Annotated in this window: 14 protein-coding genes; 2 read left to right on the top strand and 12 right to left on the bottom strand. The window is 69.3% G+C overall.

The genetic code is table 11. The features are described 5' to 3' along the window. Positions 1-4: 4 nt before the first annotated feature. The 9 genes from ABD333_RS21765 to ABD333_RS21725 all read right to left on the bottom strand — a co-directional run bounded on the left by ABD333_RS21765 (position 5) and on the right by ABD333_RS21725 (position 12381). Positions 5-991 (bottom strand): glycosyl hydrolase, encoded by a 987-nt coding sequence (locus ABD333_RS21765; protein WP_344543575.1) that lies wholly within the window; start codon positions 989-991, stop codon positions 5-7. After that, a complete protein-coding gene (locus ABD333_RS21760; RefSeq protein ID WP_344543573.1) occupies positions 985-2331 on the bottom strand; it encodes an RCC1-like domain-containing protein in 1347 nt (448 codons plus the stop codon). Before ABD333_RS21760 ends, ABD333_RS21765 begins: the two co-directional genes overlap by 7 nt. Before the next feature lie 16 nt (positions 2332-2347). Then, entirely contained in the window at positions 2348-3676 is a 1329-nt protein-coding gene (locus tag ABD333_RS21755) for a hypothetical protein (RefSeq protein ID WP_344543572.1), read from the bottom strand. Then, complete coding sequence (locus ABD333_RS21750) at positions 3660-5273, bottom strand: lipopolysaccharide biosynthesis protein (protein WP_344543570.1); 1614 nt, start codon at positions 5271-5273, stop codon at positions 3660-3662. The genes ABD333_RS21755 and ABD333_RS21750 overlap by 17 nt, the downstream gene beginning before the upstream one ends. Next, on the bottom strand, positions 5257-7365 hold the full coding sequence (locus ABD333_RS21745) for a Wzz/FepE/Etk N-terminal domain-containing protein (RefSeq protein ID WP_344543569.1): 2109 nt from the start codon (positions 7363-7365) through the stop codon (positions 5257-5259). Before ABD333_RS21745 ends, ABD333_RS21750 begins: the two co-directional genes overlap by 17 nt. Positions 7366-7505: 140 nt before the next feature. Next, positions 7506-9008, bottom strand: coding sequence for a hypothetical protein (locus ABD333_RS21740; protein ID WP_344543567.1), 1503 nt, complete (start codon positions 9006-9008; stop codon positions 7506-7508). A 15-nt stretch (positions 9009-9023) separates the two neighbouring features. After that, on the bottom strand, positions 9024-9893 hold the full coding sequence (locus ABD333_RS21735; protein WP_344543566.1) for a sulfotransferase: 870 nt from the start codon (positions 9891-9893) through the stop codon (positions 9024-9026). Next, on the bottom strand, positions 9890-11104 hold the full coding sequence (locus tag ABD333_RS21730) for a hypothetical protein (protein WP_344543564.1): 1215 nt from the start codon (positions 11102-11104) through the stop codon (positions 9890-9892). The genes ABD333_RS21735 and ABD333_RS21730 overlap by 4 nt, the downstream gene beginning before the upstream one ends. Next, positions 11101-12381, bottom strand: coding sequence for a hypothetical protein (locus ABD333_RS21725; RefSeq protein WP_344543562.1), 1281 nt, complete (start codon positions 12379-12381; stop codon positions 11101-11103). The genes ABD333_RS21730 and ABD333_RS21725 overlap by 4 nt, the downstream gene beginning before the upstream one ends. 409 nt (positions 12382-12790) lie before the next feature. Here ABD333_RS21725 and ABD333_RS21720 point away from each other — a divergent pair, with 409 nt between their 5' ends. Further along, positions 12791-15604 (top strand): PKD domain-containing protein, encoded by a 2814-nt coding sequence (locus ABD333_RS21720; protein WP_344543561.1) that lies wholly within the window; start codon positions 12791-12793, stop codon positions 15602-15604. A 376-nt stretch (positions 15605-15980) separates the two neighbouring features. Here ABD333_RS21720 and ABD333_RS21715 read toward each other — a convergent pair whose 3' ends face one another. The 3 genes from ABD333_RS21715 to ABD333_RS21705 all read right to left on the bottom strand — a co-directional run bounded on the left by ABD333_RS21715 (position 15981) and on the right by ABD333_RS21705 (position 19486). Further along, entirely contained in the window at positions 15981-17240 is a 1260-nt protein-coding gene (locus ABD333_RS21715) for a glycoside hydrolase family 26 protein (RefSeq protein WP_344543560.1), read from the bottom strand. Positions 17241-17316: 76 nt separating this feature from the next. Beyond that, entirely contained in the window at positions 17317-18591 is a 1275-nt protein-coding gene (locus ABD333_RS21710) for a hypothetical protein (RefSeq protein WP_344543559.1), read from the bottom strand. A gap of 112 nt (positions 18592-18703) precedes the next feature. After that, on the bottom strand, positions 18704-19486 hold the full coding sequence (locus tag ABD333_RS21705; protein WP_344543558.1) for a hypothetical protein: 783 nt from the start codon (positions 19484-19486) through the stop codon (positions 18704-18706). Positions 19487-19638: 152 nt separating this feature from the next. Here ABD333_RS21705 and ABD333_RS21700 point away from each other — a divergent pair, with 152 nt between their 5' ends. Continuing rightward, the gene (locus ABD333_RS21700) at positions 19639-20418 is read left to right on the top strand and encodes a WecB/TagA/CpsF family glycosyltransferase (protein ID WP_344543557.1); all 780 of its coding nucleotides are present in this window, start codon (positions 19639-19641) and stop codon (positions 20416-20418) included. The last annotated feature ends 854 nt before the right edge of the window (positions 20419-21272 follow it).

The raw sequence follows: 21272 nt of genomic DNA, 5'->3' as shown, positions 1-21272 counted from the left end.
CGGATCAGTGGAAGCGGTACGGGGCGGAGTCAGTGATCTGCCGCCAGGCCGACAGGGCGCTTGCGGAACTGCGGTAGTCGAGGTCACATCGAATGTGCGAGGCCTCGGGAACGTGCCGACCGTCCCAATAGATCAGCGCCGTGTACGCCGCGTACGGCGGTCGCTGGAGGAGCTCCGCGGCATCGCGCAGCCAGGCCGCCTTGCGTCCCGGCGACTGCGGATCTTCGGCGGAGGCCCACTCCAGCACCATGAGCTCCTTGCCGGGATGGGCGGCCCCAAAGAGACGATGCGGCTCGATCAGTTCCGCCAGGCTCATCCAGGGGTTCGTAGGGCTCAGGCATCGGTACCAGTTGTAGGCGTCCACGCCGATGCCGTCGACGTACGCGTCGCCCGGGTAGAACTCCCGCGCTTCGCGCCCTCCGTTCCGGCTGAAGGCGATGGCGGTCACCGTCCACACGTAGCGGACGTTCCGTACTCCGGCCTTGCGATGAACCTTCACCAGCTTCCGCCAGGCCGCAACGAAGTCGGCCGGCGTGCCCATCGCCCGGGAAGGGCGTGCCTCGGGCTCGTGATTGAAGATCAGGTACACGGATGCGCCGAAGTCCTTCAGCTGCCGCGACTGCGAGAGCATGTCGGCGTAGAGCGGGTCGCCGGGCTCGGCGTTCGCGATGTCGCGCCACGGGATGACGGCGTTGTTCAGCCGCTTCGACTTGATCGACAGGTAGAGCTCACGGCCACCGCTCCGTGCCCACCGCATGCCCGAGTCGAAGATCGGTTCGTCCCAGCGGCGGAAGGCGCGGATTCCGGCCATCCGATGCCCGGTCTCCTCCTCGCGTTGCTGGATCTCGGCCCGGTTCTGTGCGGCGACGCCGAGCGCCACCCGGGGACGGGGCCGGTCGGCGGAGTCGCCCCCACAGGCCACGCTCAGTGACGCCGCCAGCAGGAGGACGATGACGAACGCGCCGCCCCGGAGCGTTCGCGGGCTCACCATCGCATCAGCAGCGCAAGGTGCCGGCGTCCCGTCCCCACACCGAGCACGCGTCCCGTGCGGCGCCCGTCGGCCAGCACGACCGGCCCTGGCCTTGTCCGCGGTGCCCTGGTGCCGGAGCCGAGCTGACCTCTGCTGCCTGATCCCCAGGTCAGCACCGAGCCGTCGGTAAGGACCGCGACACCGTATGCTTCACCCGCGACGATCCGGGCCACGCCACGCAGACGTGGGCTCCGCACACCGGCGACCTGAACGGGCCGGGGTGTGGAGGCAGTCGTGCCGTCGCCGAGCTGTCCGGCCGTGTTGTTGCCCCACGCGACCACGCTGCCGTCTCCGCGGAGCGCGAAATTGTGCTGCTCACCGGCGGTGATGAAGGCGATGTCGCGGAGCACCGGAAGGCCGTACGGCCCGGCCACGCGCACCGGCTCGCGGCGGTCGGTCATGGTTCCGTCACCGAGCTGCCCGTAGTCGTTGCGGCCCCAGCTCACCGCCGTGCCGTCGTGCAGCCGGGCCATCCCGTGCTGCCCGCCGACGGCGATCTGCGTCACGCCGGCCAGCCGCGCCTCACCGTCGGGGCCGCGCACCCCGCGCGGCAGAGGACGATCGTCGGTACTGCCGTCACCGACCATCCCGAAGTCATTGGAGCCCCAGCCGACCACGGTCCCGTCCTTCAGCAGGGCCAGCGCCGTGTTGCCGTCGGCGGAGATCGCCCTCACCCGGGTGAGCGGACCTCCTCCGTCGGGGCGCAGGACCAGCGTCGGGGACGGCGGCTCGCCAGCGCGTCCGAACCGGCCGATGCCCCGCTGACCCGCCGTGCCCGCTCCCCAGGTCACGACGGTCCCGTTGCGCAGCAATGCCATCGAGAAGTCCGTGTCGGCAGCGATCGCTACAACGCCGGTGAGCGGAAGCCGTGGGTTGCCAGGCGCCCGGACAGCCACGGGCACCGCGCGGTCGAGACGCGTGCCGTCGCCGAGTTGCCCCTTGTCGTTGGCTCCCCACGCCGCCACCCGGCCGCCAGAAACCAAGGCGAGGGTATGCCGTGCGCCGGCGGCCACCGCGACGGCCTGCAGCCGGCCACCTCCGCCTCCCCCTGCCGCCGGGGCCAGGGCCGCGTCCGTCAGCTTGTCCGGCGCGCGGCCGAGCTGGCGGTCGCGGTTCAGGCCGGTCGTCCACACCTCGCCGACCTCGCGCGCGGCGACACCGGGCGTGGGCGCCGCCTGAGCTTGCGGAATCTTGTACTCCTTACTGGTGGTGACCGTGCACGCGGCGACCGTGGCCGTCCCCGCGGCCATCGCCAGGCAGGACCGTGCGACTCGCCGGATCCTGGCCTGGTCGTCGCTCATCAGCGTCGGCTGGCGGTCAGCGACCGCGGACACAGGCGAACAGGTGCCGCCCGTAGTTGTCCTCGTAGGGCGGCCGGGCGTCGTCATCCGGTCCGAGATCGATGATCTCGTCGAACGTCGTGTGCTCGCGGAGGAACGCGGCGATCCGCGCCGGGTCCCAGCCGCGCAGCGACGTGCGGAACCACTCCTCGTGGCCCTGGCCGGTGTCGAAGAACAACACCCGCTCGGTGACCTGGTCGAGCCACTTGATCATCTCCTCGGCGGAGACCGAGCCGCGGCCGAGCACGAAGTGGTGAAGCAGGCTGAAGCAGGACACCACATCCCACGTCCGGTCCGCGTTCCGCAGTAGCTCGATGCAATCGCCCGTGGCAATGGCATCGTCCGGCAACCCGTAAGCTGCTCGGCCCAACGGGATCGCCAGCGGATCGCGTTCCATCCCGGAGGCTGCGAAACCGGCCTGAGCCATCTGCGCGACGAACCAGCCGTAACAGCTTGCCACATCCAGGTAGCTGGCCGGAGGCGCGATGCCTCGTCCGGCCAGAAATTCCCGCATCTTCCCGAGACGATCGGTGCACTGGCGCACCCTGGCCCAGTTGTGGAGTTCGGGCGCGTCCAGAGGCTGGTAGAGCTCCCGGCTACCATCGATCCAGCTCATCTTGAGCAGATGGTCCTGGAGCGGCGTTGTTACGGGCAGCCATTTGGCGAGCACCGGGTAGGTCGTTCGGCCGCGCATCGCAGCGACGGCCAGCCGGTGATGCCCGTCGAGCACCTGGTAGTAATCCGAGCCGCGTATCGGGGCGACCAGCACGGGATCGCCGGGGCCGCTCTCGTCGGGACGGCGCCGGCCGTTCCACGGCGTCGCCTTCCCCTGGTAGCGGTCAATGAACACACGCGCAGCCGTGATCACGCCCGCCTCGTCGGTGGCCCCGAAGTAGGTGGAGCCCGCAGCGACGCAGCGAAGGCCCAGCCGGCAGTAGGCGGTGCCGAGGAGTTCCTCGTCGGTGAACGGGTGTTCCTCGCCGCGCTCCTCCGCCAGCCTGAGCAGCGACACATGCGGTCCGTCGAGGAACGGGGTGGAGGGCCAGCACAGGTCGTCCGTGCGCTCGGCGAATTCGCGCGCCGTCCAGCCTCCCTGCGCGCCCATCAGGAGGCGGTCCAGGGGGACCATCGTGTGCCAGGGGCGCCGGAGCACCGCTGTGGACACGGCGGCACGCGCCTTGGGCGGAAGGGGGAAGGAACGCCCGGCATCGACGAGCCGACCGTACAGCGGGCCGCTGGGTGTGACGCCCGCCTTGCGCAGGAGAGTGCGCGAACGACGTCGCACCTGGTCAAGCTTTGCGGGCATGCACTCTCCTCGGAGGATCGTCGTCGAACACCGTTGGCCGGCCGCCGCGTCGGCCGGGTAGCAATGCGGTGAATGCGGTGAGCGCGAGCCGTTCCCGGCCGAACCAGAGTAGGGCACCGTATCCGGCCATGCCGGAGATGAGCCCTATCGTCATTCCGGTGGCGTTCGCACCGAAGATCTCCCTGGTGGCCAGGGCCAAGATACCGAAGCACAGGAGTGCCGAGGACGCTGCCATGGCCTGCCCGGCGCCCCGCGGGCCCATGGCGAGGATCCGGCGCACCTGGATCATGCCCAGTAGGTTGCGCGTGACGATGGCGGCGGCCCAGGCGATCGCTGCGCCGGTCGCTCCGTGGCGGTCGATGAGCAACAGGTTCAGCCCGATGTTCACCGCCAGGGCCGTGGCGCTGTTGACCAGGCTGAGCCCGCTCCGTCCCGCCATGAGCAGCAGCACGTCGAGGGGGCCGGCGGCGGTGGCGAGCAACATGGCCAACGCGAGGATGACCGTGGGCGCCGTGCCGGCTCCGGCGTAGCCGGAACCGAACAGTGACATGTAGACCGAGGCGCCCACCGCGATGGTGAGGTGGACTGGCCAGGTGAGCAGCACCGTCCACACGGTGGCGACCGCGAAGACCTTCTGGGTGCCCGCACGGTCGGACAGGGCCAGGTGCCGGCTCACGGCGGGCTGCATGACGTTCTGCACGGCCTGGGTGCCCAGTTGGCCGATCACGATGAAGCGCGTCGCCGCGGTGTAGAGGGCGGCGTCCCGCGGCGAGCTGAGGGCCGCCAGGAGCACGATGTCCGCGCGCTGGAGCGCCTGCTGGCAGATGCCGGCGAGGGCGCGCGGCGAGGTGAACCGCCAGAACTCGGCCGCCTGCGCCCTGACCGCGATCCGACCGCCTCCGGCCGATGCGGCCGCCGCGGCGGCGACGTCATCTGATATGCAGGACGCCTGGCCAGCGAGCCGCCGGTACCAGAACGCCGCGGCCATCATGCCCGGCAGGTAGGGAAGGGCCCAGGCCAGCGCGAGCGCCGCCGGACGGTCGGTGATCAACGTAACGGCGAATACCCCGCCGACCTGCGCGAACTGGCGGAAGACCTTCTCGATGGCAACGGTCGGCCGCATCGCCCCGTGCCCGCGGGTCGCCGCCAGCAGGGCGTCCTGGAGCGGCGCCAGTGGAAGGAAGGCGGCCAGTACCCAGAGCATGACGGTGACCTGCTCCGGTTCGCCGGAGCCGAGCCGGTCCGCCAGCCAGGGCGCGAGCACGGCCAACGTGACGGCGGCGGTCACCGCGAGCGCCGCGACCGGCACTAGTGCGATCGGCACCGTCCGACGCGCCGCGGCGGGATCGCCGAGCGCGAGGTGACGCGGCACCCACCGCAGCAGCCCGGTGTCGGTGCCCAGTCCCGCAGCAGCACCGATAATCAGGAAAAGGGACGTGGCGGCGAAGAACGCGCCCGCTGTCGCCGGATCGTAGGCGTGAGCGACGATGAAGACGAGGGCGAGCCCCAGCACTCCGGCGGACACCGCTCCGGCGAGATTGAGGGCTCCGCCCCGGGCGAGACGGCCGAGGTTCGGGCCCTCAGGAGCCGGGCTCACTCGTGGCACCCTTGGATTCCTTGGATTCCTCGCTGTGGCAGCCGGAGTCGCGCGGCTCCTCGTCCTCATCCGAACCCCAGACCAGGTTCGACCAGTAGGCCGTGACGTCGCGCACGCCGTCGTCCGTCGGCTTTGAGGATCGTTCGTGTCCGCTCGATGCGTTCTGGCCTGCCTTGCTCGTGCCCGTCGACCCGGCCACCGGCTTGTCCGGGAGGTCCGTGCCATCGTCGTCGCGGTCCTCGTGGGCGGCCGGCTTGAGATCGCTCACCACGGGCAGCGGCGCGGTCTGGTCAGGCATTGTGGATGTCGGATCAGCCGCGTCGAGCCCGGTGGCCTTCTCGGCGGAGCGTCGCCGGGTCGATGAGGCGCCCTCCGCACGCTGCCCTGCCAGGCGTCCCTCCGGACGCCGCGATGCCGCAGCGAATCGAGCGGGCGCAGCCGACGCAGACGATCCGAACGCCGCGGAAGACGCGGTGGATTCTGAAGACGTCGGCGACGCGGGGGTGCTCCTCCGGCGCTCGGTCTGGATATCGATCTCGCGGTCGTCCGCCGGCGCCGCAGGCAGGCCACCAACGTCCAGCCGCCGGGCGTGGTCCTCGGCACGCCTCGCCCGCTTGCCCGGCGGAGTGTCGACGACGACGCCGATCACTAGGGTCTTGGTTCGTTCGGCCTCGGCGTACGCCTGCTCCAGTTCGTCGCGCGTCGTCACGCCCAAGGTCACGACCAGGACCACCGCGTCGGCCAGGGCCAGCAGCGCCTGCGCGTCGGCGTCGCTCACGCTGTCGGCGTTGACCACGACGAAGCCTGCGCGCCGCCGCAGGACGTCGATCGCCTCACGCATCCGCGGACCGCTGAAGCGGTGAGTGGCCTCGACCGGGTCACCACCGCGGGGAAGCAGCCGCAGCTGGGAGTCGGCGTGCACGAGCAATTCGGCGGGGTCGACCCCGCCGAGTAGCGCGTCGGAAAGTCCCCGAGAGTGCCGCAGGCCGAAGAACGGCGCCGGGTCCGGCTCGCTGCTCGCCGCGTCCACCATGATCGTGGCCGAGCCGGCCAGCGCCAGCGCGACGGCGAGGTTGGAGCTGACCACGGTCGAAGAACGGCCGGGCGTGGCCGCGGTGACCAGCAGGGCGACCGGGGCCGGCGGAGCGCCGGCGACGATCGAGGCACGCAGCCGGCGGTAGGCATCGCCGGCGCCGCCCTTGGGGGCGCTGGCCAGGGCCAGCGACCCCTCGCCCAGCCTCGGGCGGGGCACGGTGCTGAGCACCGGGACGCCCAGTTGCTCGAGGTCCTGGGTACTGTGCACGCGCCGGTCGGTGCGCATCCGGAGCAGCACGATGGTGACGGCGAGGAGCAGGCCGATGACGAGCCCCGCGCCGGCGAACATCAACGGGCGCATAGCGGCCGGGGTGGTGGGCGGAAGGGCCGGACTGATCACTTGGCCCGGATTGATCGGGGTGCTCCGGACGTCGTTGGACTGCTCCTCGATCACGCCGAGCTGGTTGGAGTAGGCCTGGACGCGCGTGTTCCAGTAGGCGCGCTGCGAGCCGGTGGACGACTGCAGCTTGGTGGTCGCGGTCTGGAGCACGGCCTCGACGCGGCGCGAGCTGTCGTGCAGCTTCTTCAGCTTGCCGTCCAGGATGGCCTGGGTCCGTTGGCGCCGGTAGGCGAGGTAGGAGTCGGCGAAGGCCTGGGCGCCGTCGCGAGCCTGCGCCGGACCGTTGGCCGCGAAGCTGATGTTGAGCACCTGGGTATTGGGCGGCACCTGCACGGTGACCTTGGCGCGGAGCTCCCCGGGCGAATCTCCGGAGCGAAGCTTGATCTTCACCATCTTGGCGACGGCGTCGGTCTTGACGAGTTGCGCCTCGGTCTCCAGGTTGAGCAGGTCGTCACCGCGTCCTTGCGGGGAGTACGGGTTGCCTTCCAGTGGCGACACCAGCGTGGAGGCCGTCGCCGTGTACAGGGTGGTGGTGAGCAGACCTGCCGCCAGACCCGCGCCGGTGGCCAGCAGCGCGACGACGATGATCAGCTTGCGCTGGCGGAGCAGCGCGGCGACGAGCTGCCCATGAACTGTTCCAGTCTGGTCCGCCGCCACTTTATCTCCCAGGGTGTTCGATGCCTCTGAAACCGTCGACCGGCACCTGGCCGTTTGTTTGCCCCGACATTACCTGCAGTCCACCGTGCCACGCGTGGCCTGCACTTCGCGCGAGATCGGGCGGGTGCCGCCCGATCTCTTCATCCGGGCGCCGTCGCGAGATCACTTCGGTCCGGCTCATCGCGACGCCGCCCCGCCGCGCCGCCGACCAGCACGACGCCCTCGGGTTTGGCCGAGACGGCCTCGAGCGCGCGGACACCCTCGCCGAGCTCCTTGTCGAGCGCGTGGACGACGTCGGTGACGAGCACGTTCAGGTCGCACGTGAGCGCGACCGAGAGGGTCTGGGCGCCGCTTAGCCCGGTACCGACGACGACCACGACCGAGGATCTCAGGCGCGCGGCGGCGATCGCCTTGGTGATCATGCGGTCCTCGTCCAGATCCCGGAAGGTGACCATGGTGAACCGTGGATCGGCGTCCAGCGCCCCGTCCTCGCGTTCCAGTCTGGTCTCGCTGGATCCGTTGCCCTGGTCGAGATGCAGCAGGGTCACCGTCCGCCCACTCTCGACCAGGGCGGTGGCGAGTTCGCCCGCCGGCTCGGCGGCCACCCGGCCGGGAATGCCCACGATCAAAATTGTGGTGGCGCTCTCCTGATGAACGAGGTTGCGCAGCCGGCGGCCGGCGTTCCGCCAGCTCGCCGGATCGTCCCGGATCTCGGCCAGTACTGGAAGGGCCAACGATTCGCGGATCTCCGCGCGTGTGCGCAGCTGACGGGGGCGACGTGCCCGAAGCATGCCGAGGCCCACGCCCGCGACCAGGCCCAGTCCGGCACCCGTGGTCGGAGAGACCTCCCGGCCCGGGTCGTCGGCCGCCTGTGGCGTGGTGCCGCCGCGCACCACCTCGCCGGACTGGGTCGCGGTGCCCTCGAGCTGGGACAGCTGCTTGGCGATCTCTCCTAGCTCCCGCATGATCGCCTGTCGGCGGGTGCGCACCGTCAGGCGGGTGAGCTCGGCCGGGTCTCCAGGCAGGGCGGCCAGCTGCTTGCGTAGGAGATCCTGGCGGCGTTCCAGGCTCTCGCGGTTCCGCTGCTGGATGCCGCCCAGGATCTCGCCGCGCAGCGTGAGATACGCCTCGGCGACGATGTCGGCACCGTCACGGGCGTGCACCGGGTCGTCGGCGGTCACCATGATGGTCAGGACGCGGGTGTTCTTCGGAACGCGCATGGTGATCCGCTGCTTGAGCTCCTCACGTCCGGCGTGGAAGCCGGGAAAGGCGCTGAGCCGCTTGAGCACTTCGTCCGAGTGCACGAGCTGGGTCTCGGTGTCCATGGTGGACTCCCGTGGCCTGCGCTTGACCGGAGTCGGCACGGGCGCGGGGAGCAGCGTGGTGGTCTGCAGGCCCGTGTGTAGGGGCACGGGTGGGGCCAGCACCACCACGGTCGCGGTGTAGGTCGGGTCGACGAAGAGCACGGTCCGCAGCAGCCCGAGGACGAATCCGGCGACCACGCACGCTGCAATGACAGGCCACTGCCGCCGGATGAACCTGGTGTAGCGCGAGAGCGGCACGGCCTCCGGCGGACGGGGCGGCGTCGCCTTGACCAGAATCCGGCCCTCCGGACCGGCCTGCGATCGAAGCGGCTCGCTCATGTCATCTGCCCCATGTCACCGCCTCCAGGCCGGGACCTCACCGAGCAGCCCGATGAGCCTGGTGTCGTACGGCTCGAAGTGGTCGGTCAGTCGGGTGCGGACCGACTCGGGCATCGGCGAGCTTGGCCGGGCGTTGTGGCGTTCGAACGTCGCGGGACGCCAGCGCGGCAACGACAGAAATTCGATGATTCGGTCATAGTGCGTCTCGGGCTCGGCGAAGAAGTCCTCCGCGAACAGCACGAGAACCCGCTCCCGCCCGAAGAGGCCGAAGAGAACCTCCAGCTGGTCGGCGTACCGGCCACGATCCACGTAGGAGTGGTGGCGGTGACTGTGGCTCAGGTAGGTGCCGTCCGCCCGGATCTTCTCGACCTCGCCCGCCAGCCTGGACGGCTCCAGCTCCAGGGCACGCTCGAACGGCTCAGTCTCGAAGCCGCGGGCGAGCTCGTGCTTGTGGGCGGAGAAAGCGCGTTCGACCGGGTCGCGGAGGAGGACGAGCAGCTTCACGCCGGGAAGGTCGGCGGCGATCCGCTCGGGCGCGAGCGGGTGATGCATGTAGTAGCCAGCCGACTCGAACGCCAGCGGCCGGTCGCCGACCGCCGCGGCGCGCCGGCGTGCCGCGGCACGGGTGGGGAAGTGCCCCTGATACCAGCGCCGCCCACGCCGGTAGTTCACGTCGAAGTAGTGCACGCCCTTGTGGAAAATGGGCTGGGCGACGGCAGGATGCTCGGCGAGCGAGCGGAACAGCGAGGTCGTGCCGCCCCGCTGCGTGCCGACCATGAGGAAGTCCGGGAGCATGCGCAACTCGGTGGTGAGCCGCCCGATGGACCGGGTGGCTGCCCGGCCGGAGTCCTTCACCCACTGTGGGGCGTCGCGCTTGGAGATCATGCGTCTCCTCCGCCGTGGAGCAGGTTCAGCAACTGGCCGGCATGTGCGCGCAGCGGCTCCCCGATCGGCTCCTGGGCGGCGAGCAGGTAGCGCACGCACAATTCCACGAAGTAGAGCTCGGTGACCGCGGTGGTGATGGTGCGGGGAAGTTCGAGCGGCGCCAGCAGCTCAGGGGAGGGGAACTGCTCGTAAGGCGATCGCGCGGCGGTGCGGGTGGCCTCCTGCAGACGGTAGTGCAGCAGGTCGAAGCCATAGGGCACCCCGTCGGCGAAGCGCTCCCAGTCCCACAACCGCAGCTTGCCGCGGTGCCAGGACATGTTCCATGGCGTCCAGTCACCGTGCCAGGCACCGAACCGCAGCGCGACGGAGCCGTGGCGCTCACCGGCACGTTCGATTACTTCGGTCAGCCGACTGGCCGCATCCGCATCGTCGAGCCGGGACGGCACCTGCTCGATGTCGGCCCAGTAACCGCTGCCGGCCAGCTTGCTCTCGTGCCACCCGGCGCCGGAGGCGGCCAGCGTGCGCATCGCCGCCAGCGGCGCGGAGCGACGCGGCCGCCAGCCGCGGGCCGTGGTCGGCAGAGCCGAGAGGACCAGGAGGCCGAGACCACGCCAGTCGCCGTGATGCAGAACGCGCGGGACGTCGATTCCGGGTAGGTCCCGGCTCGCCAGACTCTCCAACGCCACCGCCTCCGCGGCGATCAGTTTGAGTGCGGTGGAGGTGTCACCGACCTTCACGAACGCCACCGCGGTCCCGTCCGGCGTCAGCACGTGCAGGATCGGCTTGCGGTTCGCCCGGAGGGTCCCCAGCCCCACGGAAACCACCACGGTGCGCCCCAGCAACTCACCCAGATGGTCTTCGATCGAGGCGCCCTCTCCGCCGTGGACCCGGAGCCGATCGCGCATGGCCCGTTCGGGCACACCCGTGCGCGCCACCGCCGCGACCAGTGCCCGGGAGACCCGCTGCCTGATCCCGAGGTCGTGGCTGTAGCGGCGGAGCGCCGCGGCGGCGACGCCTGGCATTCCCGCAGGGAGGAGGAGTCGCGGATGGTCGGCGTCAGGCAGGAACACCAGCTCCCGGCGGTGGTCGTTCGCCGCGCCACCCCGTTCTGATCCCGCAGGAGCACGGCGATCATGCGGCTCCACCCGGGCGCCCGGCCACAGGGCCTCGACCGTATGCACCCAGGCGGCGGCCTTCGCGGTGGCGCTCATGCCGGCCCGCCTTCGGCCGTGCGGCGGGCGCGCCACATCAGCGCCACCGCGATCATCACCGTGAACAGCGGAACCTCCACGAGGTCGTAGGTCAGCACGAACAGCCCGAACGAGATGAGCACGGCACAGCCCGCCAGGCAGTAGGGCATGCGGGATCGCCAGTGGCGGAAGAAGAACAGGCCGAAGAAGAGAAGGAACGTGACCGTGCCCACAAGTCCCGTGGCAAAGATCAGCAGCCAGATGTGCCCCTGCGTGCCCAGCGGGGGCGCGCCGCAGGCCCGGCAGCCGGGCCGGTCGCCGCCCGCCACCGAGGTGAGGTTGCCCTGGACGTCCCGGGTGGAGCCGAAGCCGACGATCGGCGAACCGGTCATCGCGCTGCGCACCGTCTGGGAGGCCAGTAGTCCGCGGCGGTTGTTGCTGTGCGGGTTGTCCAGCCGGGCCTGGACCATCCCGGGCAGCGGTGAGGCGGCGATCAGTACCGCACCGGCCAGCATCGCCGTGACGGTGCGGCGCACCGTCGACAGGTCGCCGTTCGCGAGGATCTTGGCGATGCCGAACAGCGCCATCAGTGCCAGTGCCAGCCACAGCCCCCGATTGAGGGAGTAGACGACCGGCCACAGGGAGACCAGCAGGACCACGCCGCCGGCCACCCGCCTGGCCCTTGAGCCGCGGACCAGCCAGGTCATGATGAAGAACGGCAGGAAGAACGCGTAGGCCGAGCCCCAGGTGTTGGCGTACGGGAACGGCGCCATCGGCCGCGCCTGCTCGAAGCCCAGGATCGACTCGACAGAAGCGACCTTGGGATGGATCCAGTCAGCCATGAACTCGTTCTTCGCGAGGCCGCCGGGAAGGAGCATCTCCATCGGAGAGGTCAGCTCGAGGGTGGGAAAGAAGGAGCCGACCAGCCCTCCGATCGTGGTGAAGACGAACATCAGGCCCAGCAGCCGGGCCACCCGTTCGGCCGGCAGGTCGCGTTCACGCAGATTGCCGATGAAGAGCAGGACCACCGTCGCCGCCACGTACCAGGCGACCCGCCAGGAGAAGACCAGCAACCGGCCCATCCCCCCGCCGAGCGCCGCGCCCGGAGCCTGTGCCCAGAGCACACCGACCCCCAGAAGCACCCAGACCAGGAAGAACAGCCACAGTCCGAAGCCGCGGGGAACGACCAGGTCAGCCCGATGACGGTAGAGGTAGAGCGTCATCGGCACCGTCATCAGCAGGAAGATGAACGTGCCGAGGCCGAGCACCCACCACACCGGGAATCCAACGAAGATCACTGTGAGTGGCCAGCCCGGCCCAAGCCGGTCGCTGATCGTGAATCTGCGACGGGTCCGGCCGGTCTTGCCGAAGTGCGGGGCGGAACCGGGGCGCGGGCGTGACCACGTCAGGGCGCCGTCCGGCGCGCCTGTCGCTCTCGTCCCGCTCACGCTGCCCCCAGTTGTGCCGACTCCGCAGGCTAACCCGTCATCTACGCCTGTAGTGCCAGGTGTGGTGATGTCCATCTCGACATGGCGCGATCGGGTACGAAGTGTATGGGGAGTTTGAGACCGAATAGTTAGCCCTATGTCGTGTGTGTCCTAGGTGGCGCCCGATACCCTGCCTCGTCCGGCTTCACGCGATCGACGCCGGAACCACCCAATGGCGCGGCGCGCATCGCCGTACGCCACCGGAACGGAAGGGGCGGGTGTGCGTTCGAGCTTGCGCGGACTGATCGCCGTGGCGATCGGATCGGTTCTGGCGGCGGGGGCCTTGACCGCGGCTTCACCGGGGTCCCGGGCGGCGGCGGAGCACCAGGATCGTCTGGTCAGCGCCGACCCCGCCGACTTCACCCCCCAGGTTCAGGACGGCGCGGTCAAATCGATCGTGCAGATCGGCGACCGCGTCTACATCGGGGGTTCGTTCACCCAGGTCAAGGAGCCAGGCGCCGGCAAGCCGATAGTGGAGCGGCACGGCGTCTTCGCCGTCAAGGCCGCCACCGGCGAGATCATCCCCGACTTCGCCCCCGACGTCCTCGGCGGCGAGGTCAGCGTGCTGCTGCCCACGGCCGACGGCAAGGGCCTCTACCTGGGCGGCATGTTCCGCACCATTAACGGGACCGACCGGCTGGTCCTCGGCAAGATCGACGCCACAACGGGTGCGCTCGACGCCACGTTCAAGCCCCAACTCGACGCCCGCGTCAAGGACCTCCGGCTCACCGGCGGCCGACTGTACGTGGGAGGCAACCACGCCAACGCCGGCGGGCTCTCCCGGCCGGCGCTGGCCACCGTCAACCCGACAACCGGCGCCCGGGACGATTTCGTCGACCTGAACTTCGCCGGCACCCAAAACGGCGGCACGACGCTCGTCTACAAGATGGACGTCACCCCCGACGGCAGCCGCCTCGTCGCGGTCGGCAACTTCACCTCGGTGGCAGGACAGTCCCGGCCGCAAATCGCGATGATCGACATCAGCGGCGCCAAGGCGCGGCTTGCCGACTGGCACACCGCCCGGTACGGCGACACCTGTTCCTCCTCCTTCGACAGCTATATGCGCGACGTCGACTTCTCGCCGGACGGCCGGTACTTCGTGGTCACCACGACCGGCGCCGCGGGCGGCATCGCCAAGCTGTGCGACACGCAGGCGCGCTGGGAGACCGCCGCCACCGGCAGCGGCGTCCAGCCCACCTGGGTCACACAGACCGGCGGCGACACCTCCTACGCCGTGGAGATCACCGACACCGCGGTGTACGTCGGCGGCCACTTCCGCTGGTCCAACAACCCGTTCGGCGTCGACACGCCCGGCCAGGGCGCGGTGTCGCGGGAGGGCATCGCGGCCCTCGACCCCGAGAACGGGCTGCCCTTCAGCTGGAACCCCGGACGCACGCGCGGGGTCGGCGTCTTCGATCTGCTCGCCACCTCGCAGGGGCTCTGGATGGGCAGCGACACCGACATCGCGGGCGGCGAGACCCACATGAAGCTGGCGATGTTCCCACTGGCAGGCGGCACCGTGGTGCCGAAGAAGTCCGTCGGCAAGCTGCCCGGCGACGTCTACTACGGCGGCGGCACCGGTCTCTTCGATCCCAACTTCCTGCGGCACCGCTCGTTCGACGGCACCACGGCGGGAACGGTCACCGAGGACGCGACCGGCGGCGTCGACTGGCGCACGCAGCGCGGCGCGTTCATGATCAGTGGTCGGCTCTACCACGGTGCCGGCGACGGGAGGTTCTACTCCCGGACGTTCGACGGCCAGTCGTTCGGCGCCCCCACTGAGATCAAGACCGGTGACCTGCTGACCAATATGAGCACCTGGCACGACCAGGTGAAGTCGATCAGAGGCATGTTCTTCGCCGGAGGCCGGATCTACTACACGCGTGGCACCTCCTCGCTGTACTACCGCTACTTCACGCCGGAGAACGGAGTGGTCGGCGGGCAGGAATGGACCGCCAGCACCAGTCTTGCGGGCAGCAGCTGGTCGAGCGTGGGCGGCATGTTCGCGCACAACGAAGAGCTGTACTTCGTCAACACCACCAACGGCCGCCTCAACAAGATCGCCTTTGTGGACGGCGTCCCGTCCGGCACGCCGGTGACCGTGGACAACGGCGACTGGCGCGGCCGGGTGCTGTTCCTCTACGCCGGCACTCCCAACCAGGCGCCGAATGCCTCGTTCACGCAGAACTGCGCGGCGCTGCGCTGCACGTTCAACGGTGCGGCCTCCGCCGATCCCGACGGCTCGATCGCGTCGTACCGCTGGGACTTCGGCGACGGCCAGGCCGCGACCGGCGAGACCGCCGAGCACACCTACCAGGAGGCAGGCACCTACCAGGTCAAGCTGACCGTGACCGACAACCGCGGCGACCAGGACACCGTCACACAGACGGTGGTCGTGGCTCCCGACCGCGCGCAGGTGGCGTTCCGCGGGACCGCGGGCTTCAACGCCAACACCAAGCAGGCGAGCGTTACCGTCCCGGCGAACGTCCAGGCGGGCGATGGCCTGGTACTGATCCTCAACGTGAACAACACCGCATTCACGATCACTCCACCGCCCGGCTGGACGCAGGTAGGCACGCAGAGTGGCATCGCCCGTTCGGTGGTCTGGCAGCGGGTCGCCGAGGCGGGTGACGCAGGCGCCGCGGTGACGGTCGGGATCAGCGATTATGCCAAGGCCGACCTGCGGCTCGCGGCGTACTCGGGCACCAGCGCATCGGCCCCGGTGGCGACGGCGGCAGAAGCCGGCGACCCGGCCGCGGCCACCGAGCACACCACCCCGAACGCGGTGGCGGTCGCGGGCTCGTGGGTTGTTTCGTACTGGGGTGACAAGTCGTCCACCACGAATTCCTGGACGGCCCCGGCGGACGTGACGGCACGGGCCACCTCGATCGGCACCGGCAGCGGCCGGGTCACCTCGCTGGTGGCCGACAGCAACGGCGCGGTCCCGGCAGGTGCGTACGGTGGCCTGAAGGCGACCACCGACGCCGCCAGCCGGGCCCTGATGTGGACCATCGTGCTCGCCCCCAAGGGTTAGCGTTCAGGTCACGACGAGACGGCTCCGCCCTCCCCGGGCGGGGTCGAATGGTCGTCGCAACACCAGTTGATCAACTGGTTGCGGCGGGCAGCCTGGCGAGACGCTCGGCTGGGCTTTCCCAGCCGAGCGTTTTGCGTGGTCAAGAATCGAGTTCGGCGGCTTCGGCGGGCCGTTCGCTGATCAGCACCATGCAGGCCGCAGAGGGGGACAGTCCCTGCTGAGCCTGCCGCTGTGGCCCGCGCAGCACGTTGTTATCGGCGACCTTCCGTGCGCACCCTCGCGTGGCCGATCGGCCGTGTGGATCCGTTCGTTCTGATCCTGGTACCTGCCAGAGCATGGCGAGGGAGAGCGGGCCGTCTCGTGTCGGAATCTGAGATCAGCGCCTCGGTACCGGAGGGTTGAAATAGGGCATGTGGCCGAGCTTTCGATAGGCCCGGAGAGACTGGTCACTGGCGTCCACCCGCGTGTTGCCGAACTTGTGGCCGTTCTGGGCGTCCCAGTAGATCAGGGCCTTCAGCGCTGGGTAGCTCTTGATCTGGCGGGCGATGCTGCGGAACAGCTCGGCCTTGTCGCGGGGATCGCCGCTCATCTCGGTGCCACCCCACTCGCTGAGCATTAACGGCTTGCGGTTGGAGAGGTTCTTGCGTGCCCAGCGGTAGAAACCCGCAATGCCCAGCTTGTGTTCGCGCGGGGCGGCGCGGTCGACGAGATGGGCGAAGGTCTTCACCGACGGATCGGCATACGCGTCGAAGCCGATCCAGTCGACCACGTCGTTGCCGGGATAGAGGGTCTTGAACCACGGCTTGACGACGTATCCGGAGTAACCCATGTAGATCATCGAGAAGACGACGTTGTCCACGCCGTTCCGGCGGAACCGCTTCACCACGTGGCGGAACATGGCCCGGTAGTCCGCGGCCCTGTAGCCGGAGCCGGCCTGCTCCCGCACCTCTTCCTCGGGCTCGTGGTGGATGGCCAGCCAGAACCGCTCGGGGAACTTCTGCTTGATGTGGGCCGACAGTTCGTCGATGTGGCCGTCCATCGACCCCGAGGCGACCCTCGCCCATGACTCGCCTGCGTCCGGCTTCCAGTTCAGCATGAGGAGACGCCGCCGCCCCGGCTCGCGGGCCAGGGCGATGTCGGTGCGCGAGGGGAAGACCTTCTTGCCCCGGTAGTAGCGGTGGTATATCGCGACCGACCGGTCGATCTTCCGTTCGAAGGCCCGTAGGGCCTTGGGCTGCGGATAGTCGTTGACCGCCACACCCCACCAGGCACCACAGGACGGCGCCAGCACTCTGTTTACAGTGCAGCGTGCCTTCGGGCGGGTGGTCGCGCGTTCCTGGCTCGAGAGCCTGGCGCCGTCACCGTTCCGGGCCTTCTCGGCGGCGCCCGCGGCAGCAATCGGAGCCTTGTGAATCTGCTGGTACCAGGGCGCCGCCGCACGCGTGGCCGGACCGGAGCCGTCCGCAAGGTTCAGCGCGACAAGTGCCGCCGCGAAAGCGCACGAAGCTCCGGTGACCACCGCGAGGGCGGACTTGGCCAGGTGCGGGAGTCCGGCCTTGGAGCACCGTGCCGAGGTCGGTCCGGGGGAGGGGACACCGCCGCCTCGGCGGGGCCCGTCAGGCCGCGGCGAGATCATGAGCGATGACTATAGTTTTCGTCCCTCGCCCCGGCAGGCGGTCAGCCGGATTCGGCATGTGTCTTCCCGCTGGACCCTAGGGCAGCGGGAAGAAGCCGATGCGGCCGTGGTACTCCTTGCCGAGCTGATCGGTGTCACTGCCCACGAACAGACCCTTGGGCGTGGCCACGAGCGTTTCGACACCGTGGCCTCGGGTGCGCGTCGGATTCCATGACAGCGCCTTGCCGGTGGCGGGGTTCAGCGCGGCGATGCCGGGACGGGAGACCGCGCCGGGACCGGCGAAGTCCCTGCCGTACGGGTTGTCCTGCCAGCGCTGGTGGCCGCCGACGTAGACCGCCGCACCGGTGACCGCCGTCGACAGCAGCGTGTCGCCACCGGTCCAGTTGACCCAAGTCGGCCGCTGGCCGCTGCCGGTGCGCCCGGTCTCCCAGCGGGCGGCCGAGTCGCAGAGGGCTGACGTACCGTAGCCGCCGCCGGTGGTGACCACCACGAAGTAGGAACCGTCGGGGGAGAAGTCCATGCCGCGCATGTAGGTGTGGAAGGAATTGATGTTGCAGAGGTCGGCGTACTGCTCAGTGGCCCAGCTGCTCAGCCGGGCCGGGGACGCCTGCGTGTCGATCATTGCGATCTGCACCCGGCGCTGACCGCTCACCCTGGTGAACGTGCCGTTGATGAGCAGTCGTGTGCCCTGCGGGTTGATTGCCAGCTTGTAGACCTTCAGCGCGCCGGCCCTCGGGTCGCTCGGCGCGAGGGTGAAGCCAGAATCCAGCGCACCGGTGGTGGCGTTGACACTGGCGAGAGTGTTACGCGCGACACCGCGCACCTTTGTGAACATGCCACCCAGAAAGATCTTGCCGCCGTGGCGCTTGAAGTCGTAGACGACACCGCCGCCCACGTTCGGCTTGAACGCCGTGACCAGCTGGCCGTTGGGCACACCCAGCCGGACCAGCCCGCCGGTCTGCGCGCCATTGACGATCCAGAAGCCGCCGCCAGCGTAGACGGTGCCGCCGTCGCCTGCCTGGAGCGCGTACACGGTGCTGTTGACCGCCGGCTTGAAGGCCGTGTCGACTTTGCCCGTCGACACGTCGAAGGCGAAGAGGTTCTTGCGGGCGATCTCGGGTTTGCCCGAACCGGCCTCGCGGACCTTGGTGAAGCTACCGCCGACGACGACCTTCGTGCCCACGACGGCGATCGCCCGTACCGTGCCGTCCAGCACGTGAGGCGTCGTGTTGATCGGATTCGCGGACACGACCGCCGACTGCTGGATGTCGGCGGTTGCGGCGGGGCTTCCTGAGACCCCGGCCAGCATGAACGCGGCCGTTGTAGCGGTCAGGCCAAGGCGTCGACGCATGGGTTTGCTCCGATTCGCGCTGTGATAACTGGAAATGTGTACCACACTGGACGTCCATTGGTCTTGAAGAGTGCACATCGGCTACAAGGGAAGTTCTGCTCCGAATCCTGCCTTACGAGGCTGGTGTGGCCTGTGGTGACCAGCCCTCAACCGGTGGTTCTGCCGATTCCCGCCCTGCGCGCTGCGCGACGATCGCGAAGAACCCTTGGAAGATCAGAAGGAAGATGAACGCCTCGTAGAAGCGGACGCCGTATCTGACCACGTCGCCCGCGACTCCGCTCAACCCGACCCGGTAGGCGAGGACGTGCAGCACGATCGGAGCGACGACCAGGAACACGAACCAGCCGATTCGGCGCGCCCGACGGGCCGGCGCCGCGGGGTCGAGCCGACGCCGGTCGAAGACGTCCAGCGCGACCGGAGCGAGCAGGAGGACGGCCAGCGCTTCGGCCATATCGGTGACGATGGCGGTCCAGCCGCCGAAGACGATGATCGCGAGCGTGAGCCCTGAAATGGCCAGCGCGAGGTCCGCCCGGCGCCGCCGCGGCTGGACGTAGGGCATGAGGGCCGCGAGAGCGAAGAACGCTTCGTTCAGGGTGGTGACCCGGGTGGGCCACTCCCCGGCCAGGTAGAAGAGCAGTGCTACCCCGAAAGCGCACAGTGCCGCGCCGCCGGTGACCGGCCATTCCCATCGTGAACCGTGCAACCGAGGACGGACGAATTGCACCCAGAACGCGAGAATCGCCGCCGTCGTATAAGCCTCGGTGTTGTGTGAGACCTGTTTGGCGCCGACCGGCAGGATATCGCTCAGGACCTGGAACAGCACGGCGCCGACCAGCAGCACCAGCAGAGCGTAATAGCCCGCCGAAAGAAGGTTGTCCCGAGTCCTGGTCGTCACGGCGGCAACCCTAGCCAGGTTCGGACTATCTGGTCTAATCCACATCAGGTAGGCCGACCATGGTCGTACCGGCATGAACCGTGATGGCAACTCTCCGTGCGATGTACGCCTCTCTTCGGTACTCTGACCAGGCTCTATCGGAGGGTGGCGAGATGTGGGACCACGAAACGGTCGACGTGCTGGGCGTGCGGGTGAGTCGCGTGGACGCCTCGACACTACGTCGCTTCATCACGGCTGCGGTCACCGAACGGCGCAAGCTCACGGTCACCTTCGCCAACCCCGACTATGTGCGGAAGGCGTCCAAGGACGCCGCCCTGCGCGACCTGATGAATGGCTTCGACCTCAATCTCGCCGACGGCTGGGGCGTGGTCCTGGCCAGCAAGATCTTCGGTCGGCCCGTTCCCGGCCGCATGGCCAACGACGACCTCACCGATGACCTCTTCGGCCTACCGGCCGACGAGGGGTGGGGCGTCTACCTCTTCGGGAATGCCCCCGGCATCGCCGAGGCTGCCGCGGCGAACCTCCGGGAGTGGTTTCCGGGCCTCGACGTCGTCGGCACCGAGCACGGTCACTGTGCGGACGCCACCGGAGAGATCCCGCCGGCCGACGCCGAACGTCTGGTCGCGCAGATCAACGAGGCCAAGCCCGCCATTCTGCATGTCGGCCTGGGCACGCCGCTCCAGCAACGATTCGTCGCCGATCACCGCGACCGCCTTGACGTCCCGGTGATCATCACATGCGGCGCCTACCTCGAGCACCTCGCCGAGCGCCGCGACTACTATCCGCCCTGGGTCCTCAAGCTTCGTGTCGGGTTTCTCTACCGGCTCGCCCGTGAGCCACGCCGCCTATGGCGCCGCTATACCATTGAGCTCTGCTCCTACATCCTGACGGTCCTGACCCATCGGCTGCGCCACGGCCGTCAACCTGCCTAGTTCAACCACACGACCCAAGACGTACCGTCATTCAACCCCCGTTGCAGAACCAGGCCGGGGAATTGCGAGCGACGTCTGCGGGATTCCGTGGATACAGGGCGAGGTTGATTTTGTAGGACTCCAAAGCGGAGTTCTTTTCGCCGGCCTGGACCAGCAGTCGCCGCCCTGAGTCGAAGGCCAGGCAGGCTACGGTCCGCGCTGACGTACGCGAGCGCCTCGAGCTGGTCAAGACGATCGAGGTCGGGCCATGGATGCAGACCGACACATGCAAGGTGGTGATGGAGCGGACGGGGCCGTGGTCGGAGGTGGCGGAGCGCCTGCGACCTCCGAATCCGTACCACTCGCCGCGAGCCGGCACGATCACCGTCTCGGCGCAGGTCGGCAGGAGAGACCCGATTCTGTGCGTGCTGGCTGAGGGTCCCGCCCTGACCGCCAAGGAAAGACACGTGCCGCCCGTCCGAGCTGGCGGGGTGAGCGGCGGACGGCTGCGGATTGGGGTCTTGAATTCGATGGCGTACCAAGTCCAGCGGGGCTCGGTGACCCCTGGCGGCACGGATGTGAGGCTATTCGGTCCTGGCTGACTTCCAACCTGGCTGTCGAGCGGGCGGATGTCATCGAGAAGTGCCTCGACCCGGCCGGGGCGGGCCGGGGCGGCCTCCCACTCCTCCGCAAGGCCGGGCTGCCGCCGTCCGGGGAGCAGCGACGAATTCGGTAGCGCAGAGCTCAAAGATCCGATCTCTTCGTTGACATCACGCCGTCGAGCCTGTCCCCGGGCATTCTGCCGGGGCAGCCGATGCGGTGGCGTCCTGGCAACGCCCAGCGGCGGACGGGAGTCGTGGGATGCGGTCAATGGG

The sequence above is a fragment of the Actinomadura fulvescens genome, from assembly GCF_039533225.1.
Lineage (GTDB): Bacteria > Actinomycetota > Actinomycetes > Streptosporangiales > Streptosporangiaceae > Spirillospora > Spirillospora fulvescens.
Note: the sequence above shows the minus strand (reverse complement) of the source record. Positions and strands in the feature narration are given on the sequence as shown.